Source organism: Mesorhizobium sp. WSM4828 (genome assembly GCF_055811175.1).
In genome coordinates this window covers 237,109-263,852 of the sequence record NZ_JBVVQK010000001.1, presented here as the reverse complement: position 1 = coordinate 263,852, position 26,744 = coordinate 237,109, and the positions used below count along the sequence as shown (strand labels likewise).

General features: G+C 63.3%; 23 protein-coding genes. 18 read left to right on the top strand and 5 right to left on the bottom strand.

From position 1 onward, the window contains the following. Nucleotides 1-5 precede the first annotated feature (5 nt). The 5 genes from AC0L2X_RS01345 to AC0L2X_RS01325 all read left to right on the top strand — a co-directional run bounded on the left by AC0L2X_RS01345 (nucleotide 6) and on the right by AC0L2X_RS01325 (nucleotide 4,956). Nucleotides 6-800: an SDR family oxidoreductase gene (locus tag AC0L2X_RS01345; RefSeq protein WP_473553230.1), complete on the top strand. Its 795-nt coding sequence runs from the start codon at nucleotides 6-8 to the stop codon at nucleotides 798-800. A gap of 251 nt (nucleotides 801-1,051) precedes the next feature. Further along, on the top strand, nucleotides 1,052-1,984 hold the full coding sequence (locus tag AC0L2X_RS01340) for a substrate-binding domain-containing protein (RefSeq protein WP_352489535.1): 933 nt from the start codon (nucleotides 1,052-1,054) through the stop codon (nucleotides 1,982-1,984). A 107-nt stretch (nucleotides 1,985-2,091) separates the two neighbouring features. Beyond that, complete coding sequence (locus AC0L2X_RS01335) at nucleotides 2,092-3,078, top strand: ABC transporter permease (protein WP_352489534.1); 987 nt, start codon at nucleotides 2,092-2,094, stop codon at nucleotides 3,076-3,078. A 3-nt stretch (nucleotides 3,079-3,081) separates the two neighbouring features. Beyond that, nucleotides 3,082-3,876: an ATP-binding cassette domain-containing protein gene (locus AC0L2X_RS01330; protein WP_473553227.1), complete on the top strand. Its 795-nt coding sequence runs from the start codon at nucleotides 3,082-3,084 to the stop codon at nucleotides 3,874-3,876. Between the two features lie 57 nt (nucleotides 3,877-3,933). Then, nucleotides 3,934-4,956, top strand: coding sequence for a LacI family DNA-binding transcriptional regulator (locus tag AC0L2X_RS01325; RefSeq protein WP_473553223.1), 1,023 nt, complete (start codon nucleotides 3,934-3,936; stop codon nucleotides 4,954-4,956). A gap of 536 nt (nucleotides 4,957-5,492) precedes the next feature. On the opposite strand, the gene AC0L2X_RS01320 is transcribed toward AC0L2X_RS01325, so the two are convergent. Further along, nucleotides 5,493-6,074, bottom strand: coding sequence for a TetR/AcrR family transcriptional regulator (locus tag AC0L2X_RS01320; protein WP_023716803.1), 582 nt, complete (start codon nucleotides 6,072-6,074; stop codon nucleotides 5,493-5,495). Between the two features lie 253 nt (nucleotides 6,075-6,327). Here AC0L2X_RS01320 and AC0L2X_RS01315 point away from each other — a divergent pair, with 253 nt between their 5' ends. Genes AC0L2X_RS01315 through AC0L2X_RS01305 form a run of 3 tightly spaced genes read left to right on the top strand, consistent with a single transcriptional unit; the run spans nucleotide 6,328 to nucleotide 10,947 of the window. Further along, complete coding sequence (locus AC0L2X_RS01315) at nucleotides 6,328-6,603, top strand: hypothetical protein (protein ID WP_352720687.1); 276 nt, start codon at nucleotides 6,328-6,330, stop codon at nucleotides 6,601-6,603. After that, nucleotides 6,597-9,776, top strand: coding sequence for an efflux RND transporter permease subunit (locus AC0L2X_RS01310; protein WP_473553220.1), 3,180 nt, complete (start codon nucleotides 6,597-6,599; stop codon nucleotides 9,774-9,776). The genes AC0L2X_RS01315 and AC0L2X_RS01310 overlap by 7 nt, the downstream gene beginning before the upstream one ends. 16 nt (nucleotides 9,777-9,792) lie before the next feature. Continuing rightward, complete coding sequence (locus AC0L2X_RS01305) at nucleotides 9,793-10,947, top strand: efflux RND transporter periplasmic adaptor subunit (protein ID WP_352489529.1); 1,155 nt, start codon at nucleotides 9,793-9,795, stop codon at nucleotides 10,945-10,947. 320 nt (nucleotides 10,948-11,267) lie between these two features. Here the strand turns inward: AC0L2X_RS01305 and AC0L2X_RS01300 are convergent, their stop codons facing one another. Both AC0L2X_RS01300 and AC0L2X_RS01295 read right to left on the bottom strand, forming a co-directional pair. Then, complete coding sequence (locus tag AC0L2X_RS01300) at nucleotides 11,268-11,678, bottom strand: cupin domain-containing protein (RefSeq protein WP_352564771.1); 411 nt, start codon at nucleotides 11,676-11,678, stop codon at nucleotides 11,268-11,270. 59 nt (nucleotides 11,679-11,737) lie between these two features. Beyond that, nucleotides 11,738-12,349 carry a TetR/AcrR family transcriptional regulator gene (locus AC0L2X_RS01295; RefSeq protein WP_473553216.1) on the bottom strand — a complete coding sequence of 204 codons (612 nt, stop codon included), beginning with the start codon at nucleotides 12,347-12,349 and terminating at the stop codon, nucleotides 11,738-11,740. 255 nt (nucleotides 12,350-12,604) lie between these two features. On the opposite strand from AC0L2X_RS01295, the gene AC0L2X_RS01290 reads away from it, so the two are divergent. The 4 genes from AC0L2X_RS01290 to AC0L2X_RS01275 all read left to right on the top strand — a co-directional run bounded on the left by AC0L2X_RS01290 (nucleotide 12,605) and on the right by AC0L2X_RS01275 (nucleotide 17,541). Continuing rightward, complete coding sequence (locus tag AC0L2X_RS01290; protein WP_473553213.1) at nucleotides 12,605-13,363, top strand: GntR family transcriptional regulator; 759 nt, start codon at nucleotides 12,605-12,607, stop codon at nucleotides 13,361-13,363. A gap of 16 nt (nucleotides 13,364-13,379) precedes the next feature. Continuing rightward, nucleotides 13,380-14,486 (top strand): mandelate racemase/muconate lactonizing enzyme family protein, encoded by a 1,107-nt coding sequence (locus AC0L2X_RS01285; protein WP_473553211.1) that lies wholly within the window; start codon nucleotides 13,380-13,382, stop codon nucleotides 14,484-14,486. 215 nt (nucleotides 14,487-14,701) lie between these two features. Beyond that, a complete protein-coding gene (locus AC0L2X_RS01280) occupies nucleotides 14,702-16,024 on the top strand; it encodes an NAD(P)H-dependent oxidoreductase (protein WP_352489525.1) in 1,323 nt (440 codons plus the stop codon). Nucleotides 16,025-16,044: 20 nt separating this feature from the next. Further along, nucleotides 16,045-17,541: a xylulokinase gene (locus tag AC0L2X_RS01275; RefSeq protein ID WP_473553208.1), complete on the top strand. Its 1,497-nt coding sequence runs from the start codon at nucleotides 16,045-16,047 to the stop codon at nucleotides 17,539-17,541. On the opposite strand, the gene AC0L2X_RS01270 is transcribed toward AC0L2X_RS01275, so the two are convergent. Then, on the bottom strand, nucleotides 17,538-18,500 hold the full coding sequence (locus AC0L2X_RS01270; RefSeq protein ID WP_352466100.1) for a sugar-binding transcriptional regulator: 963 nt from the start codon (nucleotides 18,498-18,500) through the stop codon (nucleotides 17,538-17,540). The two genes, AC0L2X_RS01275 and AC0L2X_RS01270, sit on opposite strands and share 4 nt — an antisense overlap. A gap of 267 nt (nucleotides 18,501-18,767) precedes the next feature. Between AC0L2X_RS01270 and AC0L2X_RS01265 the strand changes: the two genes are divergently transcribed. The 5 genes from AC0L2X_RS01265 to AC0L2X_RS01245 all read left to right on the top strand — a co-directional run bounded on the left by AC0L2X_RS01265 (nucleotide 18,768) and on the right by AC0L2X_RS01245 (nucleotide 24,087). Continuing rightward, on the top strand, nucleotides 18,768-19,778 hold the full coding sequence (locus AC0L2X_RS01265) for an ABC transporter permease (RefSeq protein WP_473553205.1): 1,011 nt from the start codon (nucleotides 18,768-18,770) through the stop codon (nucleotides 19,776-19,778). Nucleotides 19,779-19,928: 150 nt separating this feature from the next. Next, nucleotides 19,929-20,867 (top strand): sugar ABC transporter substrate-binding protein, encoded by a 939-nt coding sequence (locus AC0L2X_RS01260; protein ID WP_352484098.1) that lies wholly within the window; start codon nucleotides 19,929-19,931, stop codon nucleotides 20,865-20,867. Between the two features lie 33 nt (nucleotides 20,868-20,900). After that, nucleotides 20,901-22,409, top strand: coding sequence for a sugar ABC transporter ATP-binding protein (locus AC0L2X_RS01255; RefSeq protein ID WP_473553202.1), 1,509 nt, complete (start codon nucleotides 20,901-20,903; stop codon nucleotides 22,407-22,409). A gap of 119 nt (nucleotides 22,410-22,528) precedes the next feature. Further along, a complete protein-coding gene (locus tag AC0L2X_RS01250; RefSeq protein WP_473553200.1) occupies nucleotides 22,529-23,293 on the top strand; it encodes an SDR family oxidoreductase in 765 nt (254 codons plus the stop codon). An 8-nt stretch (nucleotides 23,294-23,301) separates the two neighbouring features. Beyond that, nucleotides 23,302-24,087 (top strand): SDR family oxidoreductase, encoded by a 786-nt coding sequence (locus tag AC0L2X_RS01245; protein WP_473553195.1) that lies wholly within the window; start codon nucleotides 23,302-23,304, stop codon nucleotides 24,085-24,087. Between the two features lie 52 nt (nucleotides 24,088-24,139). Here the strand turns inward: AC0L2X_RS01245 and AC0L2X_RS01240 are convergent, their stop codons facing one another. Then, a complete protein-coding gene (locus AC0L2X_RS01240) occupies nucleotides 24,140-25,216 on the bottom strand; it encodes a D-alanine--D-alanine ligase family protein (protein WP_473553193.1) in 1,077 nt (358 codons plus the stop codon). A gap of 541 nt (nucleotides 25,217-25,757) precedes the next feature. Between AC0L2X_RS01240 and AC0L2X_RS01235 the strand changes: the two genes are divergently transcribed. After that, nucleotides 25,758-26,729, top strand: a complete 972-nt coding sequence (locus AC0L2X_RS01235; protein ID WP_352489517.1) for an ABC transporter substrate-binding protein — start codon at nucleotides 25,758-25,760, stop codon at nucleotides 26,727-26,729. Nucleotides 26,730-26,744: the final 15 nt, after the last annotated feature.

Here is a 26,744-nt window from a genome sequence, read left to right as displayed (position 1 = left end):
GTCCATTGATCGTCGCTCTTGAGGGCAAGACCCTTGTCGTTACCGGCGGGACGCAAGGGCTTGGCGAGACCATCGCCCGGCTGGCCTCAGCCGGCGGCGGCGAAGGGATCGCCATTGTCGGCCGCAACGCCGAGCGTGGCAGACGCATCGCCGAAGAGCTTTCACGACCAGGCCGGCCCGTCGTCTTCATCCAGGCCGACCTTGGAGATCCGGCCGCGCCTGCAGCTGTCATGGCGGAAGCGATCAAAAGACTCGGCCGCATCGATTGTCTGGTGAACGCCGCGGCCCTCACCGACCGGGCCTCGCTGGAAACTGGCACAATCGACGACTGGGACAGGTTGTTTTCCGTCAATGCGCGCGCGCCGTTCTTCCTCATGCAGGCGGCCGTAGCCGACATCAAGACACGGCGGGCGGCGGGCGCCATCGTCAACATACTGTCGGTGAATGCGCATTGCGGTGCGCCGGACCTTGCCATCTATTCCGCAACCAAGGGCGCGCTTTCGACGCTGACCAGAAACATTGCCAACGCGCATCTTTCCGATCGCATCCGCGTCAACGGCATCAACATGGGCTGGGTAGCGACGCCGGCCGAACAAGAGATGCAGGCGCGCACGCTGGGCAAGGGCGAAAACTGGGCAAAGATCGCCGCCGCCGGCCTGCCGCTTGGTCGATTGCTGACCATGGACGAAGTCGCCCAGCTAACGCTGTTCCTGCTCAGCGACGCCTCCGGGCTGATGACCGGGACGCTTATCGACCTAGAGCAATCCGTGCTCGGCGCGCCGCCGCGCGGCATTGCATGACGGTCGCAAGGCCGATCGTCGGCCGCCTGGAAAATATCAGCCAAACTGATGCAATCTGATGGGATTGCTGATGGCGTGGTGCCTTGCGCCAACGTCCATTGGCAATCGAGGCTTGCCATCGATCGAAAAAGGGAATGCTCTAATGCGTCCAGGTCGACGCTGGCAAAATGCGACCACCGTTTTGGCCGCGCACGGCTTTTCGCGGTGATCGTCGTCGGAGGAGGAGTTCGGTTCAAATGGGAGGAAATCAAATGCTGACGAGGCTAAGACTGCTTGTACTTGGCTTGGTGATGGCGCTGGCCATTCCGGCCGCGGCACAGGCCAAGACGTTCTACTGGATTTCGCATGGCGGCCCAGCCGATCCGGTCTGGACCTACTTCCTTGCCGGCGCCAAGCAATGGGCGGCGGACACCGGCAATACCGTCAACACCTCGTTCCACAACGGCGACGTGGCGTCGCAACAGGAAGCCGTCCGCGCCGCAATCGCCGCCAAGGCCGACGGCATCACCACGACCAGCCCCGATCCGGGCAGCCTTGTCGAGATCGTCAAGGAAGCGCGGGCGGCGAACATCCCGATCATCAACTTCAACACGCCCGACCCGAAGGCGGACTTCAACGCCTATGTCGGTGGCGACAACGTCACCTTCGGCAAGCACTGGGCGCAATATCTGGTCGACAAGGGCCTGGTGAAGAAGGGCGACTTCGTCTGGATGCCGGTCGAAATTCCCGGCGCCACCTATGGCGTCCAGGAAGAGGAAGGCATCAAGAGCGTGTTCGAGCCGCTCGGCATCACCTACGAAATCACCGAAGCGACGCTCGACCAGGCCGAAGTGATCAACCGCATGGTCGATTACCTCACCGCCAACAGGGCCAAGGTCAAGGCGGTTATCGGCCTCGGCGACCTTGTCACCGGTTCGATCAAGCGGGTGTTCGACCAGGTCGGCGTCAAGCCGGGCGAAATCCCGGTCGTCGGCTGGGGCAACTCGCTCGACACAACCCAGGAGGTGCTGAACGGCTACGTCAATGCCGGCCAGTGGCAGGATCCGCAGGCGACCAGCTATGTCGCGCTCTCGCTCGCCAACATGGCGGCGAGCGGTATTCCGCCCGGCTTCGACGTGATCACCGGCGCGCTCTACGAGAAGGACACCGCGGCAGTCTACGACAAGATCCTGTCCGGCAAATAAATCCGCGATCGAGTTGGTCACGGCCGCTTCGGCGGCCGTGACCGTCTCATCATTCCGCCGAAGCCGGTTGCGGTCTCGGCCAAATCCAATCCTATCGCGGGTCCAAGGTGGAAAATCGTTCTCTTATCCAACGCTCGATCGCGCGGCCCGAGTTCGGGCCGTTCGTGCTGCTCGTCGTCGAGATTGCTGTGTTCTGGGGCATCAACCACGACTTCCTGTCGCCGCAAAACATCTCGAACACGCTGGCGTTCACGGTCGAGCTCGGGCTGATCGCGCTGGCGATGACGCTGTTGATGACATCGGGCGAATTCGACCTGTCGGTCGGGTCGCTGTTCGGCTTCTCGCCGGTCTTGATGTGGACCCTCTTCAACAGCGGCGTCGCCTCGCTCGAAGCCGCCTTCGTCATCGCGCTGGTGGTCGCTGCGTTCATTGGACTGGTCAATGGCTGGTTCGTGACGCAGCTCAAGATCCCGTCGTTCCTGGTGACGCTGGGCATGCTGCTGGTGGTGCGCGGCACCGCATTGTTCGTCACCAACGGATTTCCGCAGCGGACCTGGAGCGCCGAGGGCAGCTGGCTGGCGGAAGCGCTGGTCGGCGATTTCTTCATCGGGCCGTTCCGTATCTACATGTCATTGTTCTGGTTCATCGCCGCCGCGATCGCGCTCGGCTACGTGCTGACGCAAAGCCGGACAGGCAACTGGATCCAGGCGGCCGGCGGCAACCCGAGTGCTGCAAGGGCGCGCGGCGTCAATGTCAGCGGCGTCAAGATCGGCCTGTTCATCCTGTCGTCGATCCTGGCCTCGCTTGCCGGCGTCATCTCCTCGCTACGCACCTCGGCGGCCAACCCCAACAGCGGCACCGGCTACGAGCTCGAAGTCATCGCCATGGTGGTGATCGGCGGCACGGCGCTGACCGGTGGGCGCGGCACAATCATCGGCACTGTGCTCGGCATCCTGATCCTGCGCGTGATGCGCAACGGCATCGTGCTGATCGGCGTGCCCGGCCTTGCCTACAATATCTTCATCGGCGCCATCATTCTCGGCATGATGGCGCTCCACTCATGGCTGGAACGCCGGCATCAGGCAGGGACTTGAACCATGGCCGAACCGCTTGTCCGCATGGAAAACATCCGCAAGTCCTATGGCCGTGTACAGGCGCTGGTTGATGCCAATTTCCATGTCAACGAAAGGGAGATCGTCGGGCTGCTCGGCGACAACGGCGCCGGCAAGTCGACGCTGATCAAGGTGCTATCGGGCGCGGTCCCGCTGACCAGCGGCGACATCTTCATCCGAGGCAAGAAGGTGAATTTGCGTAGCACCAGCGACGCCATCGCCCACGGCATCGAGACGATCTACCAGGACTCGGCCCTGGTGACGCAGCTGTCGATCGCCCGCAACCTGTTCCTCGGACGCGAGCCGATCAAGCCGCCGCGTTTCCTCAACCGCATGGACCAGGAGGCGATGAACGTAGTTGCCCGCGACCTGCTCAAGCAGGTCGGCATCTCGAAGAACATCCCGCCGACGACGCCGATCGGCTCGCTCTCCGGCGGCGAGCGGCAGGCGGTGGCGATTGCGCGCGCCATGCATTTCGACAGCGACCTCATCATCCTCGACGAACCGACCAACAATCTCGGCGTCGCCGAAACGCAAGGCGTGCTGAGCTTCGTGCGCAACGCCCGCGATTCCGGCCATTCCTGCATCTTCATCGCCCACAACATCCATCATGTCTTCCAGGTGGTCGACCGCATCGTCGTCATGCGCCGCGGCAAGGTGGTCGCCGACGATATCGACCCGAAGAAGACCAGCGTCGCCGAAGTCGAACGCGTCATCACCGGCATGTCGGACAAGGAGATCCATGACGCGCTGGTCGAGGGCACGCAACGGCCCGGCTGAGCAGCCGGGCCGGGCTTATCGTCGAGGCACTGGATCGCATCGCCACATGGTTGCGATATGAAAGCCACCGTTTCGGATATTGCCAGAAGCTGCGGCCTGTCGACCGCGACGGTCGACCGTGTGCTCAACAACCGACCGGGAGCCAGTGCCGCCAACCGGCAGCGCGTAATGGAGGCGGCCAAGCAGCTCGGCTATCTGCCGGTCGTCGACCAGGTCGCGTTGCCCTCGCGGCCGGCACATCTCGAATTCTTCCTGCCGATCGGCAGCAATGCCTTCATGGCCGATCTGGCCAGGCACATCGAGGATTATGCGGCGCGCCTGCCGCTGGTCGCCTCCTGCCGCATCCACAAGCTCGCCGGCATCTCGCCGAGTGCCTTGCAGGCGGCCGTCGAAAACCTCTCGCTCAAGGCGGACGGGGTCGGCGTCATCGCCATCGACCATCCGCGAACGCGCAACATCCTGCGCGAGATCGTCGAGGCCGGCATCCGCCTGGTCACGCTGGTGTCCGATGTTCCCGGCGCGCCCCGGTCGGCCTATGTCGGCATCGACAACCGGGTGGCCGGCCGCACCGCGGCGCTGCTGATGGGACGGTTCCTCGGCGGCCGCCAAGGCCATCTGGCGATGGTCGTCGGCTCACGATCCTATCGCGGCCACGAGGAGCGCGAAATGGGCTTTCGCTCCGTGCTCGGCGAGGAGTTCCCCAACCTGACCGTCACCAGCGCTGTCGAGATCAACGACGAGCCGGAGGTCAGTTATACCGCGACCATGAAGGCGCTGCACAACGAGCCGGAGCTGCTCGGTATCTACTGTATCGGCGCCGGGCGCTCGGGCGTGGCAAAAGCATTGCTCGAAGCCAGGCCGCGGAAGAAACCGGTGTTCATCTGCCATGATCTGACGCGTGAGACGCGCGGCTATCTGGTCGACGATCTGCTCGACGTCGTGATCGACCAGAATGCGCGGTTGATTGCCGAACAGTCGGTCATTCGCCTGCTCGGCTCGATCGCCTCGTCGGCGCCCTATCTGACGCGGAAATTTATCGAGCCGCGCCTGATCTTCAAGGAAAATGTCCCGGTGCAGTGATGTCGCGCGAGGCGATGGCGCTCGGGCCTCGATCGTTAAAATTCGGTTGATACCGCAAATCTGCACATCACCTATGCAACTTTTGTGGTTGCCGAATCATTGGGCAATCGATAGTTTCGCAGGTGTCGGCCATCTACTCCTCCCAGATGCGATGCCGACGCTGAGTGCGGTACACCTCCTCCCGTGCCGTATTCGAAATCGAGCCCGCTGCCACCTCCTCCCGGCAGCGGGCTTTTTTTATTCCGGCTCTGGGATAGCGGCCGACGCTTGGGGTCGTGACCAGGACACGACTGTTGATCCGCGGGTCTGTGAGCTTGGCTGCGATCGCCGCGGCTTGGCGGGCAGAATCCTGTCACACTTGTCACTCGCACCGGTTCGCCGGCGGCCCTATCCTGCCTCACGAGCAGCAAACAACGCCGCGCCGGCAATGATGCGAGGACCGACAAGGGACACGCGAGATGGCACAGGGGACGAGACATCACCCGGCGGCGCGGCGCGCAATCGAAACGCCACGGATCGTTTCGCCGCTCGCGAGATTATCTGGCCCTGAAAGAAGTGATCAGGCCTTCCGCCATGCGGACGAACTGCGCGCTCGGGCCCTCGGCGCCGACGCTTTGCAGGCTGACACGGGCGCCCTCGAGCAACAGCGACAGCGTGTCCGCAAGAAGTTCGGCCTGTCCGATACCGGCATCGCGACACAGCGAGACCAGACGCTCGCGCTGCGCTTCCTTGAGTTCCTTGATCACTTGCCTTGCCGGATGATCGGTCTCGCTCAGCTCGATGGCGGCGTTGGCCATGTCGCAACCGCGACGGTCGGACATCAGGCAATCGGCCGCCATCCGGACCCAGGCGTGCAGCTGCGCGAGTTTGTCGCCCGGATTCTCGGCCTCGAACTTTTCCCACATCGCGTTGGCGCTGCAGGCGGTCGCCCGCAGACATTCGATGATCAGGTCGTCCTTGGACTCGAAATGCCGGTAGAGCGTCATCTTGTTGGTGCCGGCGGCCTCGGTAATGGCGTCGATGCCGACGCCGCGAATGCCATGCTTGTGAAACATGTCCCGTGCCGTCTCCAGGATCCTGTCCCGGGGGCGAACACGCTCCACAACACCGTCTGTCATCAAAACCTCCGTGATTGCGTTTCCCGAAATTCCCTCGGTGCACCTCTTGACTAGGGTGTTACCGGTCTGTAACGTTAGAGATGTTACTTACCTGTAACACCCGCATTGCATCATGTCAAACTCGCAAGTGCCGGCCACCCGCCCCGCCGCGATCGGCAAGGGGACGAACCGCACCTTACGGCCTCGGCCGACGAGCAGGAGAACACCCGATCCGCGGCCTGCCGCGGATCGCCAAAAAGCAGGAGCCGCTTCGATGTCGCAGCGCAATGATCTGACGATCGATGAAGTCGTGAGGGATCCGATGATCCGCATGCTGATGAAGGCCGACCGTGTCGACCCGCGGTCTTTCGAGGCGATGCTGCGTGCGCTGGCGGATGAGCAGGCCGAACGCCGCAATGCGCCGCGCCGCCCCCTGCAAGATTTCGGCTTTCTCGAAGATTCCGGCTCAATGCGCAGCCGGCGGCTGTCCAGGGTGGCCAAGGCCTTTGGCCGGGCCAGAGCATCGGGCGAGGCGTGCATCTCATGGTAAACTTCTTCATTCATCGTCCGATCTTTGCGTCGGCGATCGCCATCATCATGGTGCTCGCCGGAGGGATCTGTTATTTCCTCCTGCCCGTCTCGCAGTTTCCCGACATCACGCCGCCCCAGGTCGTGGTCAGCGCCCACTACCCGGGCGCCAGCGCGCAGGTCGTCGCCGACACGGTGACGACGCCGCTCGAACAGCAGATCAACGGCGTCCAGGGCATGACCTATATGTCGTCGTCGAGCTCCAATGACGGCTCCTCGACGATCACCATCACCTTCGACGTTGGCTACGACCTGAGCACGGCGGCCGTCGACGTCCAGAACCGCGTTTCGCAGGCGGCGTCCTCGTTGCCGGCCATCGTCAATCAGGGCGGCGTGACGATCAAGAAGCAGAACCCGAACTTCGTCCTGATCGTCGACCTCACCTCGCCGGACGGTTCCGTCAACCCGGTCGCGCTGAGCAATCTCGCCTATCTGCAGGTGGTCGATCCGCTGAAGCGCCTGCCCGGCGTCGGCGACGTGCAGATCTTCGGCGAGCGGCGCTATTCGATGCGCATTTGGCTCGACCCTGACAAGCTCGCCAATCTCGGCATTACTGCCGTCGACGTGCAGAACGCCGTCGCCGAGCAGAACGTCCAGGTGGCGGCCGGCAAGATCGGGCAGTCGCCGGCTCCGGCCGGCACCGCCTTCGAGATGCAGGTCAACGCGGTCGGCAGGCTGAGCGATCCCAAGGAGTTCGGCGACATCGTCGTGCGGGCCAATACCGCGAACGGCTCGCTGGTCAGGTTGCGCGACGTTGCGCGCATCGAACTCGGCGCGCTGCAATATTCCTCGTCGGCCTTCTTCGGCAAGGACCCGACGGTGGTGCTCGCGGTCTACCAGATGCCGGGCTCCAACGCGCTCGATCTGCAGCAGCGCGTCAAGGACAAGATGCAGGAGCTGTCGGCCCGCTTCCCGAAGGGCGTCAGCTACGCCATGCATTACGATACGACACGGTTCGTTTCGGCCTCGATGCACGACGTGCTGATCACGCTCGGCGAAGCGCTGGTCCTGGTCGTCGCCGTGGTGTTCATCTTCCTGCAAAGCTGGCGCACCACGATCATCCCGACGATCGCAATTCCGGTGTCGCTGGTGGCGACGCTGGCCGTCATGCATATGCTTGGCTTCTCACTGAACATGCTCAGCCTGCTCGGCATGGTGCTGGCGATCGGCCTCGTCGTCGACGACGCCATCGTCGTCGTCGAGAATGTCGAACGACAGCTCGAGGCCGGCCTCAAACCGCTGGCTGCCACACGCACCGCTATGGCCGAGGTCACCGGCCCGATCATCGCCACGACCGCCGTGCTGATGGCCGTGTTCGTGCCGGTCGCCTTCATTCCCGGCGTGTCCGGCCGGCTCTACAACCAGTTCGCCCTGACGGTGGCGATCTCCTTCGGCATCTCGGCCTTCGTCTCGCTGACGCTTACCCCGTCGCTCAGCGCCGCCTTCCTGCGCCACCGGCCGGAAACGCAGTTCGTGCTGTTCCGCTGGTTCAACATGGGCTTCGAACGGCTGGCGCATGCCTATGCGAATGGTGTGCGCATTCTCATCCGCCTGCGCTGGATCATGCTCGGCGTGTTCGCGGCCGGACTTGTCGCGACCTATTTCGTCTGGCAGCGCCTGCCCTCGACCTTCCTTCCGGTCGAGGACCAGGGCTATTTCTTCGTTGTCATCCAGCTCCCCGATGGGGCCTCGCTGGAACGCACCGACGCGGTGGCGCAAAAGGCACGCGACATCCTGCAGAACACGCCCGGCGTCGACATCGTCGGCTCGATCAGCGGCTTGAACTTCCTGACCAGTGCCGCGCAGTCGAACTCGGCGGTGGAATTTGCCATCCTGAAGCCATGGGACGAACGCGGCCCCGACCAGAGCGCCTCGAAGCTAGTCGCCGACGTGCGCAACAAGCTGCTGCAAATTCCGGAGGCTTTTGCGCTGAGCTTCGACCCACCGTCGATCCCGGGTATTGGTACCACTGGTGGCTTCGAGTTCCAGGTCGAGGACCTGACCGGCCGCGGCAGCGTGGCGCTCAACGATGCGACGCAAGCGGTGATTGCCGAGGCGCGCAAGCAGCCGGAGCTCAACCCGCAGCAATTGTTCTCGTCCTTCTCTACCTCGACGCCGCAGTTCAACTACGATCTCGATCGCGCCAAGGCGAAGCTGCTCGGGCTCAACCTGCCGGACGTCTTCAATACGCTGCAGATCTATCTCGGCTCGCTCTATGTGAACGATTTCAACTTGTTCGGCCGCACCTTCCGGGTGACGATCCAGGCCGACAAGGACTCTCGTGCGGGTCCGGCCGACATTTCGCGGCTCTATGTCCGCAATGCGTCGGGTGGCATGGTGCCGCTCAGCACGCTGGGCAAGCTTGTGCCCATCGTCGGTCCCGAGACCGTGCCGCACTACAACAACAATGCGTCGGCCCTGATCAATGGCGGCGCCGCGCCCGGCTTTTCGTCCGGCCAGGCGGTGGCGGCAATGGAGCGTGCCGCTGCCACGGCGTTGCCGAGAGATTTCGGCTACGAATGGACCGGCATCACCTATCAGGAGCTCAAGGCGGGATCGATCGCATCCGTAGTCTTCGGTCTCGCGATCGTCTTCGTCTTCCTGATCCTCGCCGCGCAATATGAGAGCTGGGCGATGCCGTTCATGGTGCTGCTGGCGGTGCCGCTTGCATTGTTCGGTGCGTTCGTCGTGCTGTGGCTGCGCGGCATGCAGATCGACGTCTATTCGCAGATCGGCTTCGTCATGCTGATCGGACTGGCGGCCAAGAACGCGATTCTGATCGTGGAGTTTGCCCGGCGCCGGCGCGAAGAAGGCCTCAGCATCGTCGACGCCGCGATGGAAGCGGCGCGGCTTCGGCTGCGACCGATCCTGATGACCGCCTTCGCCTTCATCCTCGGCGTGCTGCCGCTGATGTTCGCCACAGGTGCGGGTGCCGCGAGCCGGCAGTCGATCGGCACCACCGTCTTTGGCGGCATGGTCGCGGCGACGATCCTGTCGCTGGTGTTCGTGCCGGTCTTCTACGCGGTGATCGAGCAGCTGCGCGAGCGCCGCAGCGAGAGCGAACCGGTTTCCAAAGCGACCGAACAACCAACTGCCGAACCCGCATTCGAGCCATTGGCCGAAGCGGCTGAATAGGACTGGAGAATTGATCATGCGTAAATGGAAAATCGCGCTGGGAACGGCCGTCGCCCTTGGGGCGATTTCGGTGGCGAGCGTTCACCTGCTCGACATGGGCAGCCTCAGCCTCAACGCCGGCACAGCCGGGGCGGCGACACCCAAGCCGGAAGCCTTTGTCATGCCGGTGCCGGTGGTGAGCGTCGTCAAGAAGACGATCCCGATCTATCTCGACTATGCCGCCCGGGTGGAGCCGATCCGCAGCATTACGCTGCAGGCGCGCGTGCCGGGCTATCTGCAGGAGCAGGTCGCCACCGATGGCAGCGACGTTGCAAAGGGCGACCTTCTCTACAAGATCGCCCCGGAGGATTTCCAGGCTGCCCTCGAGCAGGCGAAGGCGCTTATCCAGCGCGACACGGCAACACTCGACTATGCGCGCTCCAATCTCGGGCGCGGCAGCGAGCTCGCCAAGAGCGGCTATCTCGCCAAGGACGTGTTCGACCAGCGCACCAGCACCTTGCGCGAGGCTCAGGCCTCGCTCGCCGTGAACCAGGCCGCCTTGCGGACCGCCGAGCTCAATTTGAGCTATACCGAAATCCGTGCCCCGTTCGCGGGACGCATTGGTCGCAGCCAGGCTTCCGTCGGAACGCTGGTCAGCGTTGCCGGCACCGTGCTCAACTCGCTGGTGCAGCTCGATCCGATCTACGTCACCTTCAATCCGAGCGAGACGGACCTGACGCAGATCGAGGAGGCCCGCGCCGCTGGACCGATCAGTGTCGACGTCCTGCTTCCCGGTGAAACGGAACCGCGCCAGAAGGGCGATCTCACCTTCATAGACAACACGATCGATCGCTCGACCGGCACGATCACGGCACGGGCGACGATCGGCAACGGCAAGTTCACGCTGCTGCCCGGCCAATATGTCCGCGTCCGGCTGCACGTTAAAGAGCAGCCCGATGCGCTGATGGTGCCGCAGACGGCACTCGGCTCGGGCCAACTCGGCAAATACCTCTATGTCGTCGGCAAGGACAACACCGTCGACCAGCGCATCGTTTCGCTCGGACCGACCAACGGCGATCAGGTTGCCATCTTGAGCGGTGTGGTCGAAGGCGACCGGGTGATTACCGGCAATCTGCAGAAGATCGGCCCGGGAATGCCGATCTCGCCGCTGCCCGAGAAACCGGCCACCTGATAACCCCCATCAGGTCCGGTCCCGCGGCGCCCTCGGCTCCCACGCCAAGGGCGCCGTTTTTGCTGATAGTTTCGACACGGTCGATTCAAGCCGTGCAAGCGGCGGCTCTGGCGACAATGGCAGCATAGAGGCGCGCTCTAGCTGTGAAAGCAGTTTGTGGATCAGCACGAGACATCCGTCCAGCCGACGGCTTATCGCGGCTGCACGTATCACTCGCGCGAAGGCCCGCTTCGACCCTGGATGGATGGACTGCTGGATTTAGGCGGCATAAGGCACCGTCCTCCAGGTCAAGTCCCGAGCCTGAGCAACGGTTTCGCCGCTCAGGCCGCCTGCAGGATCTGGATTCCGTGCCGTCCGGTAAGCTCGATCACGCGGTTAATCATGTCGGCGGTCGGCGGGCCGGAGGGCGCGTCCTTGGATGCAGCCTCTTCGAAGAATGCGATCATCTCGTCGTCGACGATCGCCATGAACATAACCGGCACGGGACCAGCATTGCGATAGCCATGGGGCGCGTTGCCCGGAATGGTGACGACGTCACCGGGTTCCACCTCATATTCTTGCCCGACACCATCGATCATTGTCCATATCGTGAGGGTGCCCTCGAGAATGCGGAAAATTTCCGCGGAAGGATGCGTGTGGGGCGGCGTGCCGCTTCCAGGAGGTACCGTGACGTCGATCACGTTGAGTGCCGTCCCAGCGAGCTTTGCCCGGACAGCGACCTGATCGCCCATCACCCAGAAGCCTTGAACCGAATCGGCCGGATGGACCGTCGCTTTCGTCTTATGCCAAGTCACTTGCTTTTTCCCTTTTGAACGGCGCCCTGCTGCGATTTTGCCGCATTGAGCAAGGCGCGAATTGCCCAGGCGGCTGCCTCTCCCGCCTCACGGCCGGTAAGACCCCAGTAGTCTTTCATTGTCTGCCAGGCAGTGGCGCTGAACAGAAGCTGGATCACGGCCTCAAGCTGGCGCGCCGCCTTCGGGTCCATTCCGTTTACGATTTGCGAAAGGCTGCTCCGAAAGGCACGTTGCCGCTCACCGTTGGCTTGCAGGCGCATCTCGCGCCCGGTAGCGCTCGCATGCGAGGCCCTGACTACGCCTTCGATTGCGTCCAACGAGGCGAAAAGGTCGGGAGGAAGATCGATCAGATCCTGCTCCCGCTCAGGCCAGAACCGCACTCCCAGGGAGGCATTGGTGCTGGCCCAAAAAGCTTCCAAAAGCGCTTCCTTCGTCGGGAAGTGGCGGAAGATCGTCCTTCGGTTTACGCCCGAAACCTCGGCGACCTCATCGAAGCCAAGGAGGCTGTACGGATTTTGCTCCAGGATCGTTCGAATGGACGCGAGGATGCGTTCGCGCGTGGCCTGCGCCTGCTCTGCCCGCAGCGGGCTATCGTATTTCTGAGTCATCACTTGTGAATTCATGTCACTGCTAGTGGCACAAAATTTCTTAGTCGTCAATGGACATTGCTAAGCCTACGCACCAGTCCGTTTCGCGCTGCCAGAAGCCAGCTGCCGCTCAGCGAGGGAGCGCAGGCTTGCGTGGCCAGGGCTGGCCGAGGTCGGAAGGGCGCCAATGTGATGCAGGATTGAGAATCCGGAAATTAGTCTTGTTAGATTGTCGACAACCTGCTTCTGTTGCTTTTGGTCTCCTGGAGCAGCCAGATGGCAAAGCTGGATTTCAATCCGATCGCGGATACGACACGCAGGGCCGAGATCGTGGCGCTGCTCCGGCGGGCGATCCTGACCGGCCAGATGGAGCCGGGGCAGAAGCTCAACGAACTCAGGATTTCCGAGCAGATGCGGGTGAGCCGTGCGCCGCTGCGAGAGGCGATGCGCGAACTGGTGCAGGAAGGCATCCTGACCAGCATCCCCTACGCCGGAACCTTCGTCATTGATGTTGCCGCCAAGGACATCGACGATGCCTATTCGCTCAACAAGGTGCTGGACGAGTTCGCCATCGCGCGGACCTGGCCGCTTCGCGACCAGCGCTTCTTCGACGAACTCGACCGGCGCCATGCGGCGGTGAAGCAGGCGACGCGCGAACTGGACACGACGCGGCAGATCGAGACGGCGCTGCAACTGCATGGCCTGATCCACGAATGGGCCGACAATTCGGTGCTGCTTGAAACGTGGCAACGGCTGACCAGCCGGCTGCAGATGTATTTCGCGCTGCACCAGCGGGCCCGCAACGAGCCGGTGCCTGCGGAAGATGCTCACGAGACCTATGTGCGGCTGCTCAAGGGCAGCGACATGCGCGCCGCACAGCGCCATGCCAAGGAGCACATCGATTTCGATTTCGAAGCATTGCTCGTCTATGCGCGCGGGCTGGAGCGACGCGGCCCAAATGGCGCCGGCGCCAATCGTGCCGGTCGCCTAAAGGCGGCTGAGCCAGACAAGTTTGGCGGTCATCCCGAAAAATAGGCAACGGACAGAAAACGTGCAGATCAAAACCATCAAAGCCCACCATGTCGTGCAGCCCTTCGTTGACGGGCCTTATCGCATGTCCAAGGGGCGCGTCGCCGATGCGTTCGACGCGGTGATCGTCGCCGTCACCGCCGACAGCGGGCTCACCGGCTGGGGCGAGATGGCGCCGCTTGGCAATTTCTATTCGCCGGCCTTCGCCGCCGGTGCTCGCGCCGGCGTCGTCGAGATCGCGCCGTATCTTGTCGGCCATGACCCGCGCGGGCTTGCCAGTATCAACAGGCTGATGGACACGGTGTTCAAGGGCCATCCCTACATCAAGTCGGCGCTCGACATGGCCTGCTCGGACCTCGCGGCGCGCGCCGCCGACGTGCCGCTGGTCACCCTGCTTGGCGGACGCGAGAGCGAGACGGCCGAACTCTACAAGGTCGTCACCCACGGCACGGTCGATGCTATGGCCGCACTCGCCAAGCGCATCGTCGGGGAAGGGTTTCGCCGGCTTCAGGTCAAGGTCGGCGGCAACGTCCATGACGACATCGAACGCGTCACAGCCGTTGCCGCCGCGGTGCCGAAGGGCACCGTCATCTTCTGCGACGCCAATGCCGGCTGGACCCCTTACCAGGCGCGCCAGTTCGCCGATGCGACGCGCAACATCGACTATACGTTCGAGCAGCCCTGCACGACGATCGACGAATGCATGTCGGTGCGCCGCTCGCTCGACAAGCCGATGGTGCTCGACGAATCCGTCGCCTCGCTGGACGATATGCTCGACATCCATCGCAAGGGCGCCGCCGACGGGCTGACGCTGAAGATCTCGCGCCTCGGCGGCGTCACCAAAACGCGCCAGATCCGCGACCTGGCCGTCGACCTCGGCTTCATGATCACTGTCGAGGACACTGGCGGCGCCGAGATCGACACGTCGGCCATGGCGCATCTGTCGCTGTCGACGCCGGAGGAGCGCCGGCTGCACGCCATTGCCTTCCACGAATGGGTGACGGTGCGCACCGCATCCAACATGCCGCCGGTTTCGGGCAGCCGCATGGGCATTCCGGACGGGCCGGGACTCGGTATCGATGTCGTTCCCGACCTGCTTGGTGCGGCCTTCTTCGAAATCGGCAGCTGAGCTGCAATAACGCTGTACCCCCATCAACCTGAATATGCCGCGTCCTTCTGACTGCAGAGGCACGGCCGTGTGGATTGACCGCTTATCCAATAGTCTTTGGCCGATTGCAGAGCGACAATGCCCAATTGCCGGTTGAAATATTTTTCATTTGGAAATAGAAATGTTCAAAACGTTGATTTGGACGCTGCGGCGCGTCCGGAACTGGAGGAAGCGACATGTCCCATCCGCAATTTGCAGCGGAACTTCTGCAGCGCGCTGAACAGCAGGGACCGATCACCATCGGGCTTGCCGGCGCCGGGCAGATGGGCACTGACATCGTCGTCCAGGTGGCGCTGATGCCGGGCATGCGGATCGGCGCTATTTCCGAAGTCAGGCCGCAGGCAGCGATCGACGCGGCGCTGCTCGCTGGCCACGACCGTTCCGACATCGTCCAGGCCGGCAATGCCGCGGCGATCGACCGCGCCATCGAGGCCGGCAAGATCGCGGTGACCGAAGATTTGCATGCGCTGGCGGCGGCCGGCCGTATCGACGTCATCATCGACGCGACGGGCAATCCCAACATCGGCACGCTGTTTGCGCTCGAAGTGATGAAGAACGGCAAGCACATCGTCATGCTCAATGTCGAGGCCGACATCACCATCGGCCGTTTCCTCAAGGACGAAGCGCGCAAGGCCGGCGTCGTCTATACGGGTGCCGCCGGCGACGAGCCGGCCTGCACGCTGGAGATCATCGGCTTTGCCAAAAGCCTCGGCTTCAACATCATCGCCGCCGGCAAGGGCAAGAACAATCCGCTGAAGATCGACGCCATGCCGGCCGACTACGAGAAGGAGGCGGCCGAGCGCAACATGAATGCGCGCATGCTGGTCGAATTCGTCGACGGCTCGAAGACGGCGATCGAAATGGTGGCGATCGCCAATGCGACCGGCCTGGTGCCCGACGTGCCGGGCATGCACGGCCCGACCGCGACGCTGGAGGAACTCGCAAGCGTGCTCTGCCCGCGCGAGGATGGCGGCGTGCTGCATCGCAAGGGCGTGGTCGACTATTCCATCGGCAAGGGTGTGGCGCCCGGCGTGTTCTGCATCATCGAGACCCGGCATCCGCGTGTGCTGGAGCGCATGATCGACCTCAAGGTCGGCAAAGGCCCCTATTTCACGATCTTCCGGCCCTATCATCTGACCAGCCTGGAAGTGCCGCTGTCGGCGGCGCGCGCCGTGGTCTACAAGCGGGCCGACATGGAGCCGCTCGACCATCCGGTGGCCGAGGCGGTGGCGGTTGCCAAGAGCGATCTTGGCGTTGGCCAGTCGCTTGGAATGATCGGCGAAAACGATTATCGCGGCTTCGCCATGACCTGGGACGATGCACGCGCCCGCGGCGCCCTGCCGCTTGGCCTTGCCGAACGCGCCAAGGTGGTCAAGCCGCTCAAGACAGGCGACTTCCTGACCTATGAAAATTGTGTACCCGACGATTCGATGGTGATAACCCAGATCCGCCGCCGTCTCGACCAGTCGGACGGACGGTTCGTTACAAACGCAGCCTGACCCCGCCGGATCTCCGCCTGATGGACGATGTCGTAATCGGGATCGACGCCTCGACCACGGCCGTGAAGGCGATTGCCTTCACGCGCGCCGGCGCGGAGCTGTTCCAGGCGCGCGAGACTTATCCGCTTTCAAATCCGAAGCCCGGCCATTTCGAGCAGGACGCCGAACATTGGTGGACGGCGCTGCTTGGGGCATTGAAGCAGGTCACCGAGGCGGTCGGCGCGGCGCGGGTGGCGGCGATCTGCATCGCTCACCAACGCGAGACCTTCACGCTGGTGGACAGCGCCGGCAAGCCGCTCATCCCGGCGATTCTGTGGCTGGACGAACGCGCCCGGCCGCAGGTTATCAGGCTTTCGGCCGAACTCGGCCGCGAGGCGATCCGCGACTGGAGCGGCAAGCCGCCGGACCCGACGCCGGCACTCTACGCCATTGCCTGGCTTGCCGAGCACCAGCCGCAAGTGCTTCGCCAGGCAGCGGCGCTGGTCGACGTGCACGGCTTCTTCGTTCAGCGGCTGACCGGGCGATTGGTCACCAGCACCGCAAGTGCGGATCCGCTCGGGCTGCTCGACGTCGAGAAAGGTACCTGGCATCCCCGCCTCGTTGCGGCCGCCGGACTGCAGATGGAGCAATTGCCCGAGTTGGTCGCGCCGGGCGCAATTTGCGGCGGGCTTTCCACAACCGCGGCGCAACTGATCGGCCTGAAGGCTGGCACGCCGGTTGTGGCAGGAGCCGGTGACGGGCAAGCTATGGGTCTCGGCATGGGCGTCTACGGCGAGGGCAAGAGCTACCTCTCGCTCGGCTCCGGCGTGGTCAGCGGCTGCTATTGCGGCAAGGTGAAAACCTCGGACGCCTTTCGCACGCTGGTCTCGCCGACCGGCTCCGGTTTCATGCTTGAGACCGTGCTGCGCTCGGGCATGCAACTGGTCGACTGGATCGTTCGCACGACAGGTTCGCCGTCAGCGGCAGCGCTGGAGAAAGCGGCGCTGGACGTTGCCGCAGGCAGCGAGGGTCTGCTCATCATGCCCTATTGGGCCGGCGTCATGAGTCCGTATTGGGATGGTGCGGCGCGCGGCGCCATTGTCGGCCTGTCGCTCGATCACCGGCCGGAGCATCTCTTCCGCGCTGTCCTGGAAGGCATCGCCTTCGAGCAGGCCGTCGCCACCGAGGCCATGGAAGCCCAGGCCGGCAGCAGACCGACGGCGATGATTGCCGCCGGCGGTGGCACCAATTGCGCGCTGCTCATGCAGATTATGGCAAGCGTGCTCGAGCGGCCGCTCTCGGTTTCGCCGGTCAACGAAGCCGCCGCGCTCGGCGCTGCCATGCTGGCGGCCTCGGCTATCGGCTGGTTTGCCTCGCCGGAAGCCGCCGCAGAAGTAATGGCTGCCGCTCCCACCAGGCATGTCGATCCGGTCGACGGACTTGTCGCCGGCTATCGCGACCGCAAGGCAATCTACCGCGACCTTTATCAGGCGACGCGCGACATCCACACCCGCCTCGGCGCTCTCAGCGAAATCTAGCGGCCTAGCAGGCCCTTGGCCGCGTCTTCGTCGGTGATCAGAACCGATACCTTGGTGTTGGCGAGCGCCGCCCGCATCACCGCAACCTTCTCGCTGCCTCCCGACACCAGGATGATGCTCGGGATATCCGACAGATCCTGCAGCGGATAGGCGCAGACGCGGCGGTTGACCTCGTGGTCGACCGGCCGGCCCTCGGCGTCGATGAAATGACACAGAATATCGCCGACGGCACCGGCCGCCTGCAGTTCCTCGAGTTCGCTTGGCTTGATGAAGCCGTAATTGGCGATCGGGCTGTCATTGGAAAACGAGCCGACGCTGAGCACGGCGATGTTTGCCCGGCGTGCACGGAAAACGACATCCTGAACGCTGCGCTGGCTCATGAAAGCGTCGCGCTGCTCCGGCCTGTCGGCGTAGACCGGCACCGGCAGCAGGAAGCACTCCGCACCGATCTTTTCGGCGAAATCCCAGGCGCTTTCTGTCGGGTTGAGCGGCTGTGCATGGGTAAGGCCGCCAAGCATCGAAACCACCGTCGTCCTGGCGATGGGCCGCCGCGGCAATTCATTGATGGCGAATTTCAGTGTCCGCCCCCAGCCGAGTGCGATGACATCGCCGGCATTCACATGGTCGGCCAGATAGGCGGCGGCGGCGTGGCCGATCATCAGCGGCGCGTTGCTTCGGTCGGCCGCGGACGGCACGACCACGGCCTGGCTGAGGCCGAACCGCTGCTTGAGGCTTTCCTCCAAAACCACGCATTCGACGACGCTGTCGCGGATGCGAAACTGAACGACACCCTCTTCGCGGGCGGCGGAGAGAATGCGATGCACCTTGATGCGGCCGACGCCGAGAATTTCGGAAATCCGCTCCTGTGTAAGGCCCTCGACATAATAATGCCAGGCGGCGCGGGCCTTGAGTTCGGCGTCTGGGAAGCGCGAGGCTCTTTCGTTCTCTACGATCGTCATCTGTTTGCCTTGCCGCAGCCGCCGGCTCTGCTCATGATATTCCAATCCGGCGACTTCGAAATGCCCAAGATTTCGGAGACCTTGCGTAAGGCAAACCGGCGGACAGCGCAAACCCGTCGTCGAATGAAGCGGCAGGCCTTGACAATTTTCCGACGAACAGTTTAGCTGAACAAAATTGCATACTAAAGATAAATTGTTCACAGGGAGGGGCCTGGGTGAACAACGTGGCCCGGTGATGCAGCGCCGGATTGCTGTGGAGGAGACAAAGTGGCTGTGAGCAACGACGCAAGCGAGTTGAAAGCAGGCTCTGGTGCGCAGGCTACGGCGGGCGCAAAGTTTTCGGCTGTCTTTGCCGGAACCATGGGTCCGCTGATCGGGCTGGTTCTGCTGTGCCTGGCGCTCTCGCTGACCACCGACACCTTCCTGACTGTCCGCAACATTCTCAATGTGCTCGACCAGGTCACCGTGCTCGGCATCATGGCGATCGGTATGACGCTGGTCATCCTGATCGGCGGCATCGACCTGTCCGTCGGCTCGGTGCTGGCGCTGGCTTCCATGGTGATGGGCTTCGTCGCCCATCCGGACTATCTCAATCTCGGCCTGCCGGCCGGCATCGCCGCAGCCCTCGTCGTCGCCGGCCTTTGCGGGCTGGTTTCGGGCCTGCTGGTGACGGTCACCAAGCTGCCGCCCTTCATCGCCACGCTGGCGATGATGTCGGTGGCGCGCGGCCTCGCCAACATGATCACCGACGGCTCGCAGATCGTCGGCTTTCCCGACTGGTTCACCAGCCTGTCGATCATCCGCCATTTCGGCTTCCTGTCGGTCACCGTCGGGCTGATGATCGTGCTTGCCGTCATTTTCGCGATCTTCCTGAACTACCGGACCACCGGCCGTAGCCTGTACGCAATCGGCGGCAGTGCCGAAGTCGCTCGGCTGTCCGGCATACCGGTCAAGTCACTGACAAACTGGGTCTATGCGATCTGCGCCGTGCTGGCCGGTCTCGCAGGCATCGTGCTTGCCGCGCGGCTCGATTCCGTCCAGCCGAGCTCCGGCCTCGGCTACGAACTCGACACCATCGCCGCGGTGGTAATCGGCGGCGCCAGCCTGTCGGGCGGCGTCGGTTCGATCGGCGGCACAGCCATCGGCGTCCTCATCATCGGCGTGCTGCGTAACGGGCTGAACCTGCTCGGCGTCTCGCCCTTCATCCAGCAAGTGGTTATCGGCGTGGTGATCGCGCTGGCGGTGGCCACCGACACCTGGCGGCGCCGAGCACAATGAAGAATGGGGCACAATGAAGAATTGGGCTCAATGAGATTCGCCCCGATATTCGGGCGAAAACGGATCGGTGATCCGAAACTGGGAGTTGTTCGGCCAAGGGGCGCCGCGATGCGCGGGCAGGACAGATTGAACATCAACGGAGGAATAAACATGCTGACCAAACGTTCATTGCTGCTTGCCGCCGCGGCCATCATCCCGCTGCTTAGCCTGTCCGACATGGCCTCGGCCAAGGAAGCCAAGAAGCTCGGCCTCGCCGTCGCCAATCTGCAGGCCGACTTCTTCAACCAGATCAAGCAGTCCGTCGAAGCCTACGGCAAGGAAAAGGGCATCGAGGTCGTCACCGTCGACGCCAAGGGCGATTCGGCGACCCAGGTCAGCCAGGTGCAGGATCTGATCACGCAGAATATCGACGCGCTGATCTACATTCCGGCCGGCGCCACCGCCGCCACCGTGCCGACCAAGACGGCCAAGGCTGCCAGCATCCCAGTCATCAATGTCGACCGCAACGCCGACGGCGCGCCCGGCGACACCTTCATCGCCACCAACAGCGTGGCATCGGCGAAAGCGGTTTGCGACTACATCGCCAAGCAGGCCGGCGGCAAGGGCGAGCTGATCATCATCCACGGCCAGAAGGGTACGACGCCCGAGGTCGATCGCTCGAAGGGCTGCGGCGAAGCGCTGAAGGGCTATCCCGACATCAAGGTCGTCGGCGAATTGTGGAGCGAAGGCTGGCACCAGGACGAAGGCTTCAAGCTGACGCAGGATCTGTTGCAGTCGCATCCCGACGTGTCGATCGTCATCGGCCAGGCCGATGCGCTGGCGCTCGGTGCGGCGCAGGCGGTCAAGGTCGCCAATCCCGGCCACAAGGTCTGGGTTGCCGGCTTCGACGGCGACGTGGCGGCGCTCAAGGCGCTGAAGGACGGCGTCTTCGACGTGACGGCGACGCAGCAGACCCAGGGCATGGGCCGGCTTGCCGTCGATGCGGCAATCAAGCTGGTGGCCGGCGAGACCATTCCCGCAGAACAGCTGCAGGATGCGACGCTGACCACCAAGGACAATGTCGAGCAGTTCATCGCCAAGCATCCCTGATTGAGACCAGTCCGGCAGTCGACGAGCGCAACGATGTCCACCGATCCTCGCCACACGCACAGCCCCCATAACGGGCTCGTCGTCAGCGGCCTCTGCAAGAGCTACGGGCCGGTGCAGGTCCTGGCCGATGCGAGCTTCGAGGTGCGGCCGGGCGAGGTCGTGGCGCTGCTTGGCGAAAACGGCGCCGGCAAGTCGACCGTCTCGAACATCATCGCCGGGTCGACGAAACCCGATGCCGGCACCATCACCTGGCGGGGGAACGCTTATTCCCCCGCCAATCCTGCCGCGGCGATCGACGCCGGCATCGGCATGATCCACCAGGAGCTGAAGCTCTTGCCCGATCTGTCGGTCGCCGAAAACGTCTATGTCGGGCGCCTGCCGATGCGTGGCGGCCGCATCGATCGCGCGGCAATGAATGCACGGGCATCGGCCCAGTTGAAGCGTCTCGGCCTCGATGTCTCGCCTGAGCGCAAGGTGCGCACGCTGCGTATCGCCGCCCAGCAGCAGGTCGAGATCGCCAAGGCGCTGACGCTCAATGCCGAGCTGCTGATCTTCGACGAACCGACGGCAGCCCTTGGCGGCGAGGAAACGGAGCTCCTGTTCCAGCAGATCCGCAAGCTCAAGGTGGAAGGCATGTCCTTCATCTATATCAGCCACCGGCTGGACGAGATCGCCCAAATCGCCGACCGCGTGGTGGTGATGCGCGACGGGCGCATCGTCGCCCGGCACGAGCGCGCCGACATTCCGGTGCGCACCGTCGTCGAGCAAATGGTCGGCCGCAGTGTCGAGCGGATGTTCCCTACGGTATCGGCGCCGGGCAACGACACGCTGCTCGAGGTCGAGAACCTGTCCTCGCCGGAACGCAGCTTTCAAAATGTCAGCTTTTCGGTGCGGGCCGGCGAAATCCTCGGCATTGCCGGGCTGATCGGCGCCGGCCGCACGGAGCTGGTGCGGGCGATCGCCGGTGCCGATCCGATCTCATCCGGCTCGGTGCGCGTCGCCGGCAAGCCGGTGCATCTCAATGGCCCGGCGGCGGCGATCAAGGCCGGCGTCGTTCTGGTGCCGGAAGACCGCAAGGCACAAGGCGTGGTGCTCGACCAGACGATCGGCGAGAACCTGGCGATCGGCAATTTCGACCATGTCGCGCCGAATGGCTGGGTCTTCCCGAAGGCGGTGCAGAAATTCGCCGAGGCCGGCATTCGCCGGCTCGGCGTCAAGGGCCGGCCGAACCAGGCGGTCAGCAAGCTTTCAGGCGGCAACCAGCAGAAGGTGATCATCGCCAAATGGGTGTCGCGCCCGCCCAAGGTGTTTATCCTGGATGAGCCGACGCGCGGCATCGACGTCGGTGCACGCGCCGCGATCTATGATGTCATCGCCGACCTTGCCCGTTCCGGCATGGCGGTGGTGGTGGTGAGCTCCGACCTCGAAGAAGTGCTCGGCCTGTCGCATCGCGTGCTGGTGCTGAGCCGCGGCCGGCAACGCGGCATTCTCGACCGCAACGAAGCAAGCAATATCGCCGTGATGGAACTCGCCACGAGCTAGGATCGAAACAAAGCGCAGCAGGTGGTATCCTCCCAAGCACCAGACCGCGCGGGGCGCCAGCAACAGAGTTGGCGCCCCTTTATTTCCGGAGGACGGCGGTTGGAGCAGAGGAACCGACGATGAAACTATTCGAACTTCATGGTGACGTGGCACTTGTGACAGGCGCCGGCAGCGGCATCGGGCAAGCGATCGCCATTGGCCTGGCCGAGGCCGGCGCCGACATAGCCTGCTTCGGCCACGCCTCCAAAGGCGGCCTGGAGGAGACCGCGCACCGGATCACGGCACTTGGCCGCAAGGCGCTGGTGCTGAACGGCACGGTGACTTCAGAGGCCGATCTCGCGGCCGCGATCGAGCGTACGGAGAAGGAACTCGGCGCGCTGACGGTCGCCGTCAACAATGCCGGCGTCGCCGGAGCTGAGCCGGCAGAGACGCTGTCGCTGGAGAAATGGCAGAAGCTCTACGACGTCAATGTCAGCGGCGTGTTCCTGTCCTGCCAGGCCGAGGCGCGCGCCATGCTGACGCGGCGCAAGGGCTCGATCATCAACATCGCGTCGATGTCGGGCTCGATCGTCAATCGCGGCCTGACCCAGGCGCATTACAATTCGTCGAAGGCCGCAGTGATCCACATGTCGAAGAGCCTCGCCATGGAATGGGCGGATCGCGGCCTGCGCGTCAATGTCGTCAGCCCCGGCTACACGCTGACGCCGATGAACAAGCGGCCGGAGGTCGCCGACCAGGTCAGGATCTTCGAGCGCGACACGCCGATGGGCCGCATGGCGGCGCCGGAAGAGATGGTCGGCCCGACCGTGTTCCTGGCCAGCCGCGCCGCGAGTTTCGTCACCGGCATCGACCTGATCGTCGATGGCGGCTTCGTCTGCTGGTAGGAGAAAAGATGCAGAAGCGATTCCAGGGAAAAACGGCGGTGATCACCGGCGCCAGCGGCGGCATCGGCGCGGCAATGGCCAGGCGCTTCGCCGCGGAAGGTGCTGCGATCGTCGTCAGCGCCATCGACGCGCGCGTCGACGAGGTTGCCGCCGACCTGAAGGCTGCGGGCGCCAGGGTCGCATCGCTGCGCATGGACGTGACGAAGAAGGACGAGGTCGTCGCCCTCTATGACCTGGCCGAGCAGGAGTTCGGCCGCGTCGATATCTCCGTACAGAATGCCGGTGTCATCACCATCGCCAGGATCGAGGCGATGACCGAGGCCGAATGGGACAAGGTGATGGCGGTCAACACCAAGGGGGTGTTCCTGTGCTGCCAGGAGGCGATCGCGCGTATCCGCAAGCATGGCGACGGCGGCCGGCTGATCAACACCGCATCCGGCCAGGCGCGGCAGGGTTTTATCTACACGCCGCATTATGCGGCCTCGAAATTCGGCGTCGTCGGCATCACCCAGAGCCTGGCCAAGGAAGTGGCCAAGGAGAAGATCACCGTCAACGCGATCTGCCCCGGCATCATCGACACCGACATGTGGGCCTATAACGATGCCGCGTGGGGCAAGTTGATGGGCGATTACAAGCCCGGCGAGCTGATGGCCGAATGGGTGAAGAATATCCCGATGGGCCGCGCCGGCAGCGGCGAGGATGTCTCCGGCCTGGTCAGCTTTCTCGCCAGCGACGATGCGGCCTACATCACCGGCCAGACCATCAATGTCGATGGCGGCCTGATCATGTCGTGAGCAGCGCGGGCCAACGTACCATCGACCGGATATGAAAGCCGCTTCGCTGCGTTCAGGCTGCTCGGCCGGCCCGTGCCAATCCATGTTCCACGAGCCGGTCGATGATTTCGCAATAGCTGACGCCGCTTGCCGCCATTGCCTTGGAATACATGCTGATATCGGTGAAGCCGGGGATGGTGTTGATTTCATTGACCAGGAATTGCATGTCCGGCGTCAGGAAGAAGTCGATGCGGGCCATCCCGTCACAGCCGACGGCTCTGAAAGCCCTTGCGGCCACGTCCCCCATGCCTGCCTCGACCTCCGGCGGCAGATCGGCCGGCACTTTCAGCGCCGCGCCGTTCTCGTCGATGTATTTGGCATCATAGCTGTAGAAACCGTGGCTTTCCGCCGGCACGATCTCGCCGGGCCGCGAGACGAACAGGTCACCTGCCGGGTCCTCCAGCACGCTATATTCGATCTCGCGCCCACGAATGAATTCCTCGGCCAACAGCTTGCAATCGTGCCGGAAGGCTTCAGCAAGCGCTCCATCGAATTCCTGGCTGGCATGGACTTTTCTGACGCCGACAGACGATCCCTGACGCGCCGGTTTGATGAAGAGCGGCAGGCCGAGTTCGCTTTCCAGTGTGGCGAGGGCAGGCGCCGTTCCTTCATGAATCGTCACTGAGCGCGCGATTGGCAGCCCCGCCGCTTTCAGGAGCCGCTTGGCGACGTCCTTGTCCAGCGCGGTTGCCGAACCAAGGATGCCGCAGCCGGCGAGCGGCACTCGAGCCACCTCGGCCACCCCCTGCACCGAGCCGTCTTCGCCGTGGAGGCCGTGCAGGACGGGAAACAGGATGTCGATCTTCTGCAGATCATAGGGCGTGCCGTCGGCCGGGATCGCCATCATCCGTCCGCGGCCACCCGGAACCAGGCAAACTTCCATGCCGCCCGCAGGTTTTGCGAGCGTACCATCCTGGAAGCTGCTCAGCAGCCACTGTCCTTCGCGCGTGACGAAGATGGGGACGGCATCGAATTTGGCGGGCAGCAGCGCCCGCATGACATTGGTTGCTGAAAGCACCGAAACGTCATGCTCGGCGGAACGTCCGCCAAAGAGCACGGCAATACGCAGTCTGTTCAAGGAAGAGGTCATGGAAGCCTCGGTCAGAAGCGGACGGCGATACCGTCATCTCAGGTGTTTCCCATCGGCTGAAGTAAGGCGCTTTGGTCTGCCGCATTGTGTCGTCGCGGCTGATAACCCGATGACTGGCAACCTTGGCTTTTTTCGAACCGATCCACGGGTCCATGCAAAAAGACGGCCGTGAAAATCGGCACCGGCGTTAATCGTTGCGCGACGTGAACGTTGGTATATATAATTTCATCTCATGAAAGTGGCTCTGGTCGAGTTGCCGAGCCAACAGCCGAGATCATGGGACTTTGATGGTTTGCCCCTCAAGACCGGCGATCGATCCGTGGATGACTGCTTCGGCAGCAATCCTTCGGCAATCATGACGCGGCCTGTCCCGCCACATCTTCACCAATTTGGGCACCACCCCGTTTTGCGCCGGCATCCGCTTCGGCAGCATTGTGGCGCCTACGGCCTTGCGCAACGACCAGCTTTTCCAACACAATCAAAAAAAGACGCAAGAAGGGAACTACGATAACTTCCACCAGAGCTTGACAGGAGAACAAGCATGTCACTTCGGAGCATGATTTCGAATTTCTCAATGGGAGCCTTAACACTTGCCGCAGCCGCACTGACATCTTCGGCCTATGCGGCAGCGCCGGAATCCAACGACCCGATCAAGATCGCACTGTTCGATTGGACCAGCGTCAATCTGAACGCCAAGATCCTTGGCGGCATCCTCGAAAAGCTCGGCTATACCGTCGAGTATCCGACCGCCGACTATCTCTCCAGCCTGACCACCGGCCTGACCAATGGCGACATCGATGTCGGCCTGGAATTCTGGGACACGACGGCCGGCGAGGCGATGAAGGCCTCGGACGCGACGGGCCAGACCGAACGCCTCGGCAAGCTCGGGCCCAAGGCCAAGGAAGAATGGTGGTTTCCCGAATACATGAAAGAGAAATGCCCCGGCCTGCCGAACTGGGAAGCGCTGAAAGACCCGAAATGCGCCGAGGCCTTTTCGACGGCCGAAACCACACCGAAGGGGCGCTATCTCGGCGGCCCGGTGACATGGGAAGGTTTTGACGACGAACGCGTCGAGGCGCTGAAACTGCCCTTCACCGTCATCCATGCCGGCACCGATGCGGCGATGTTCGCCGAACTGGACTCGGCCTATCAGCGCAAGGCGCCGATCATGCTGTGGATCTATTCGCCGCATTGGGCGCCGGCCAAATACAAGGGCGAATGGGTCGAATTCCCCGACTATACGACAGAGTGCTACACCGACCCGAAATGGGGTGTGAACCCCGACGCGAAATATGACTGCGGCAAGCCGCATGGCGAGATCTGGAAATATTCCTGGGCCGGCATGAAGGACAAATGGCCGGTCGCCTACAAGGTCGCGAAAAACTACACGGTCGATACCGACGAGCTCAACAAGATGAGCGGCCAGATCGATCTCGAAGGCAAGACGCCGGAAGACGTCGCCGCCGCCTGGATCGCCGCCCACGAAGCCGACTGGAAAGCCTGGGCCGAGTGACCGTCTGACTGGAAA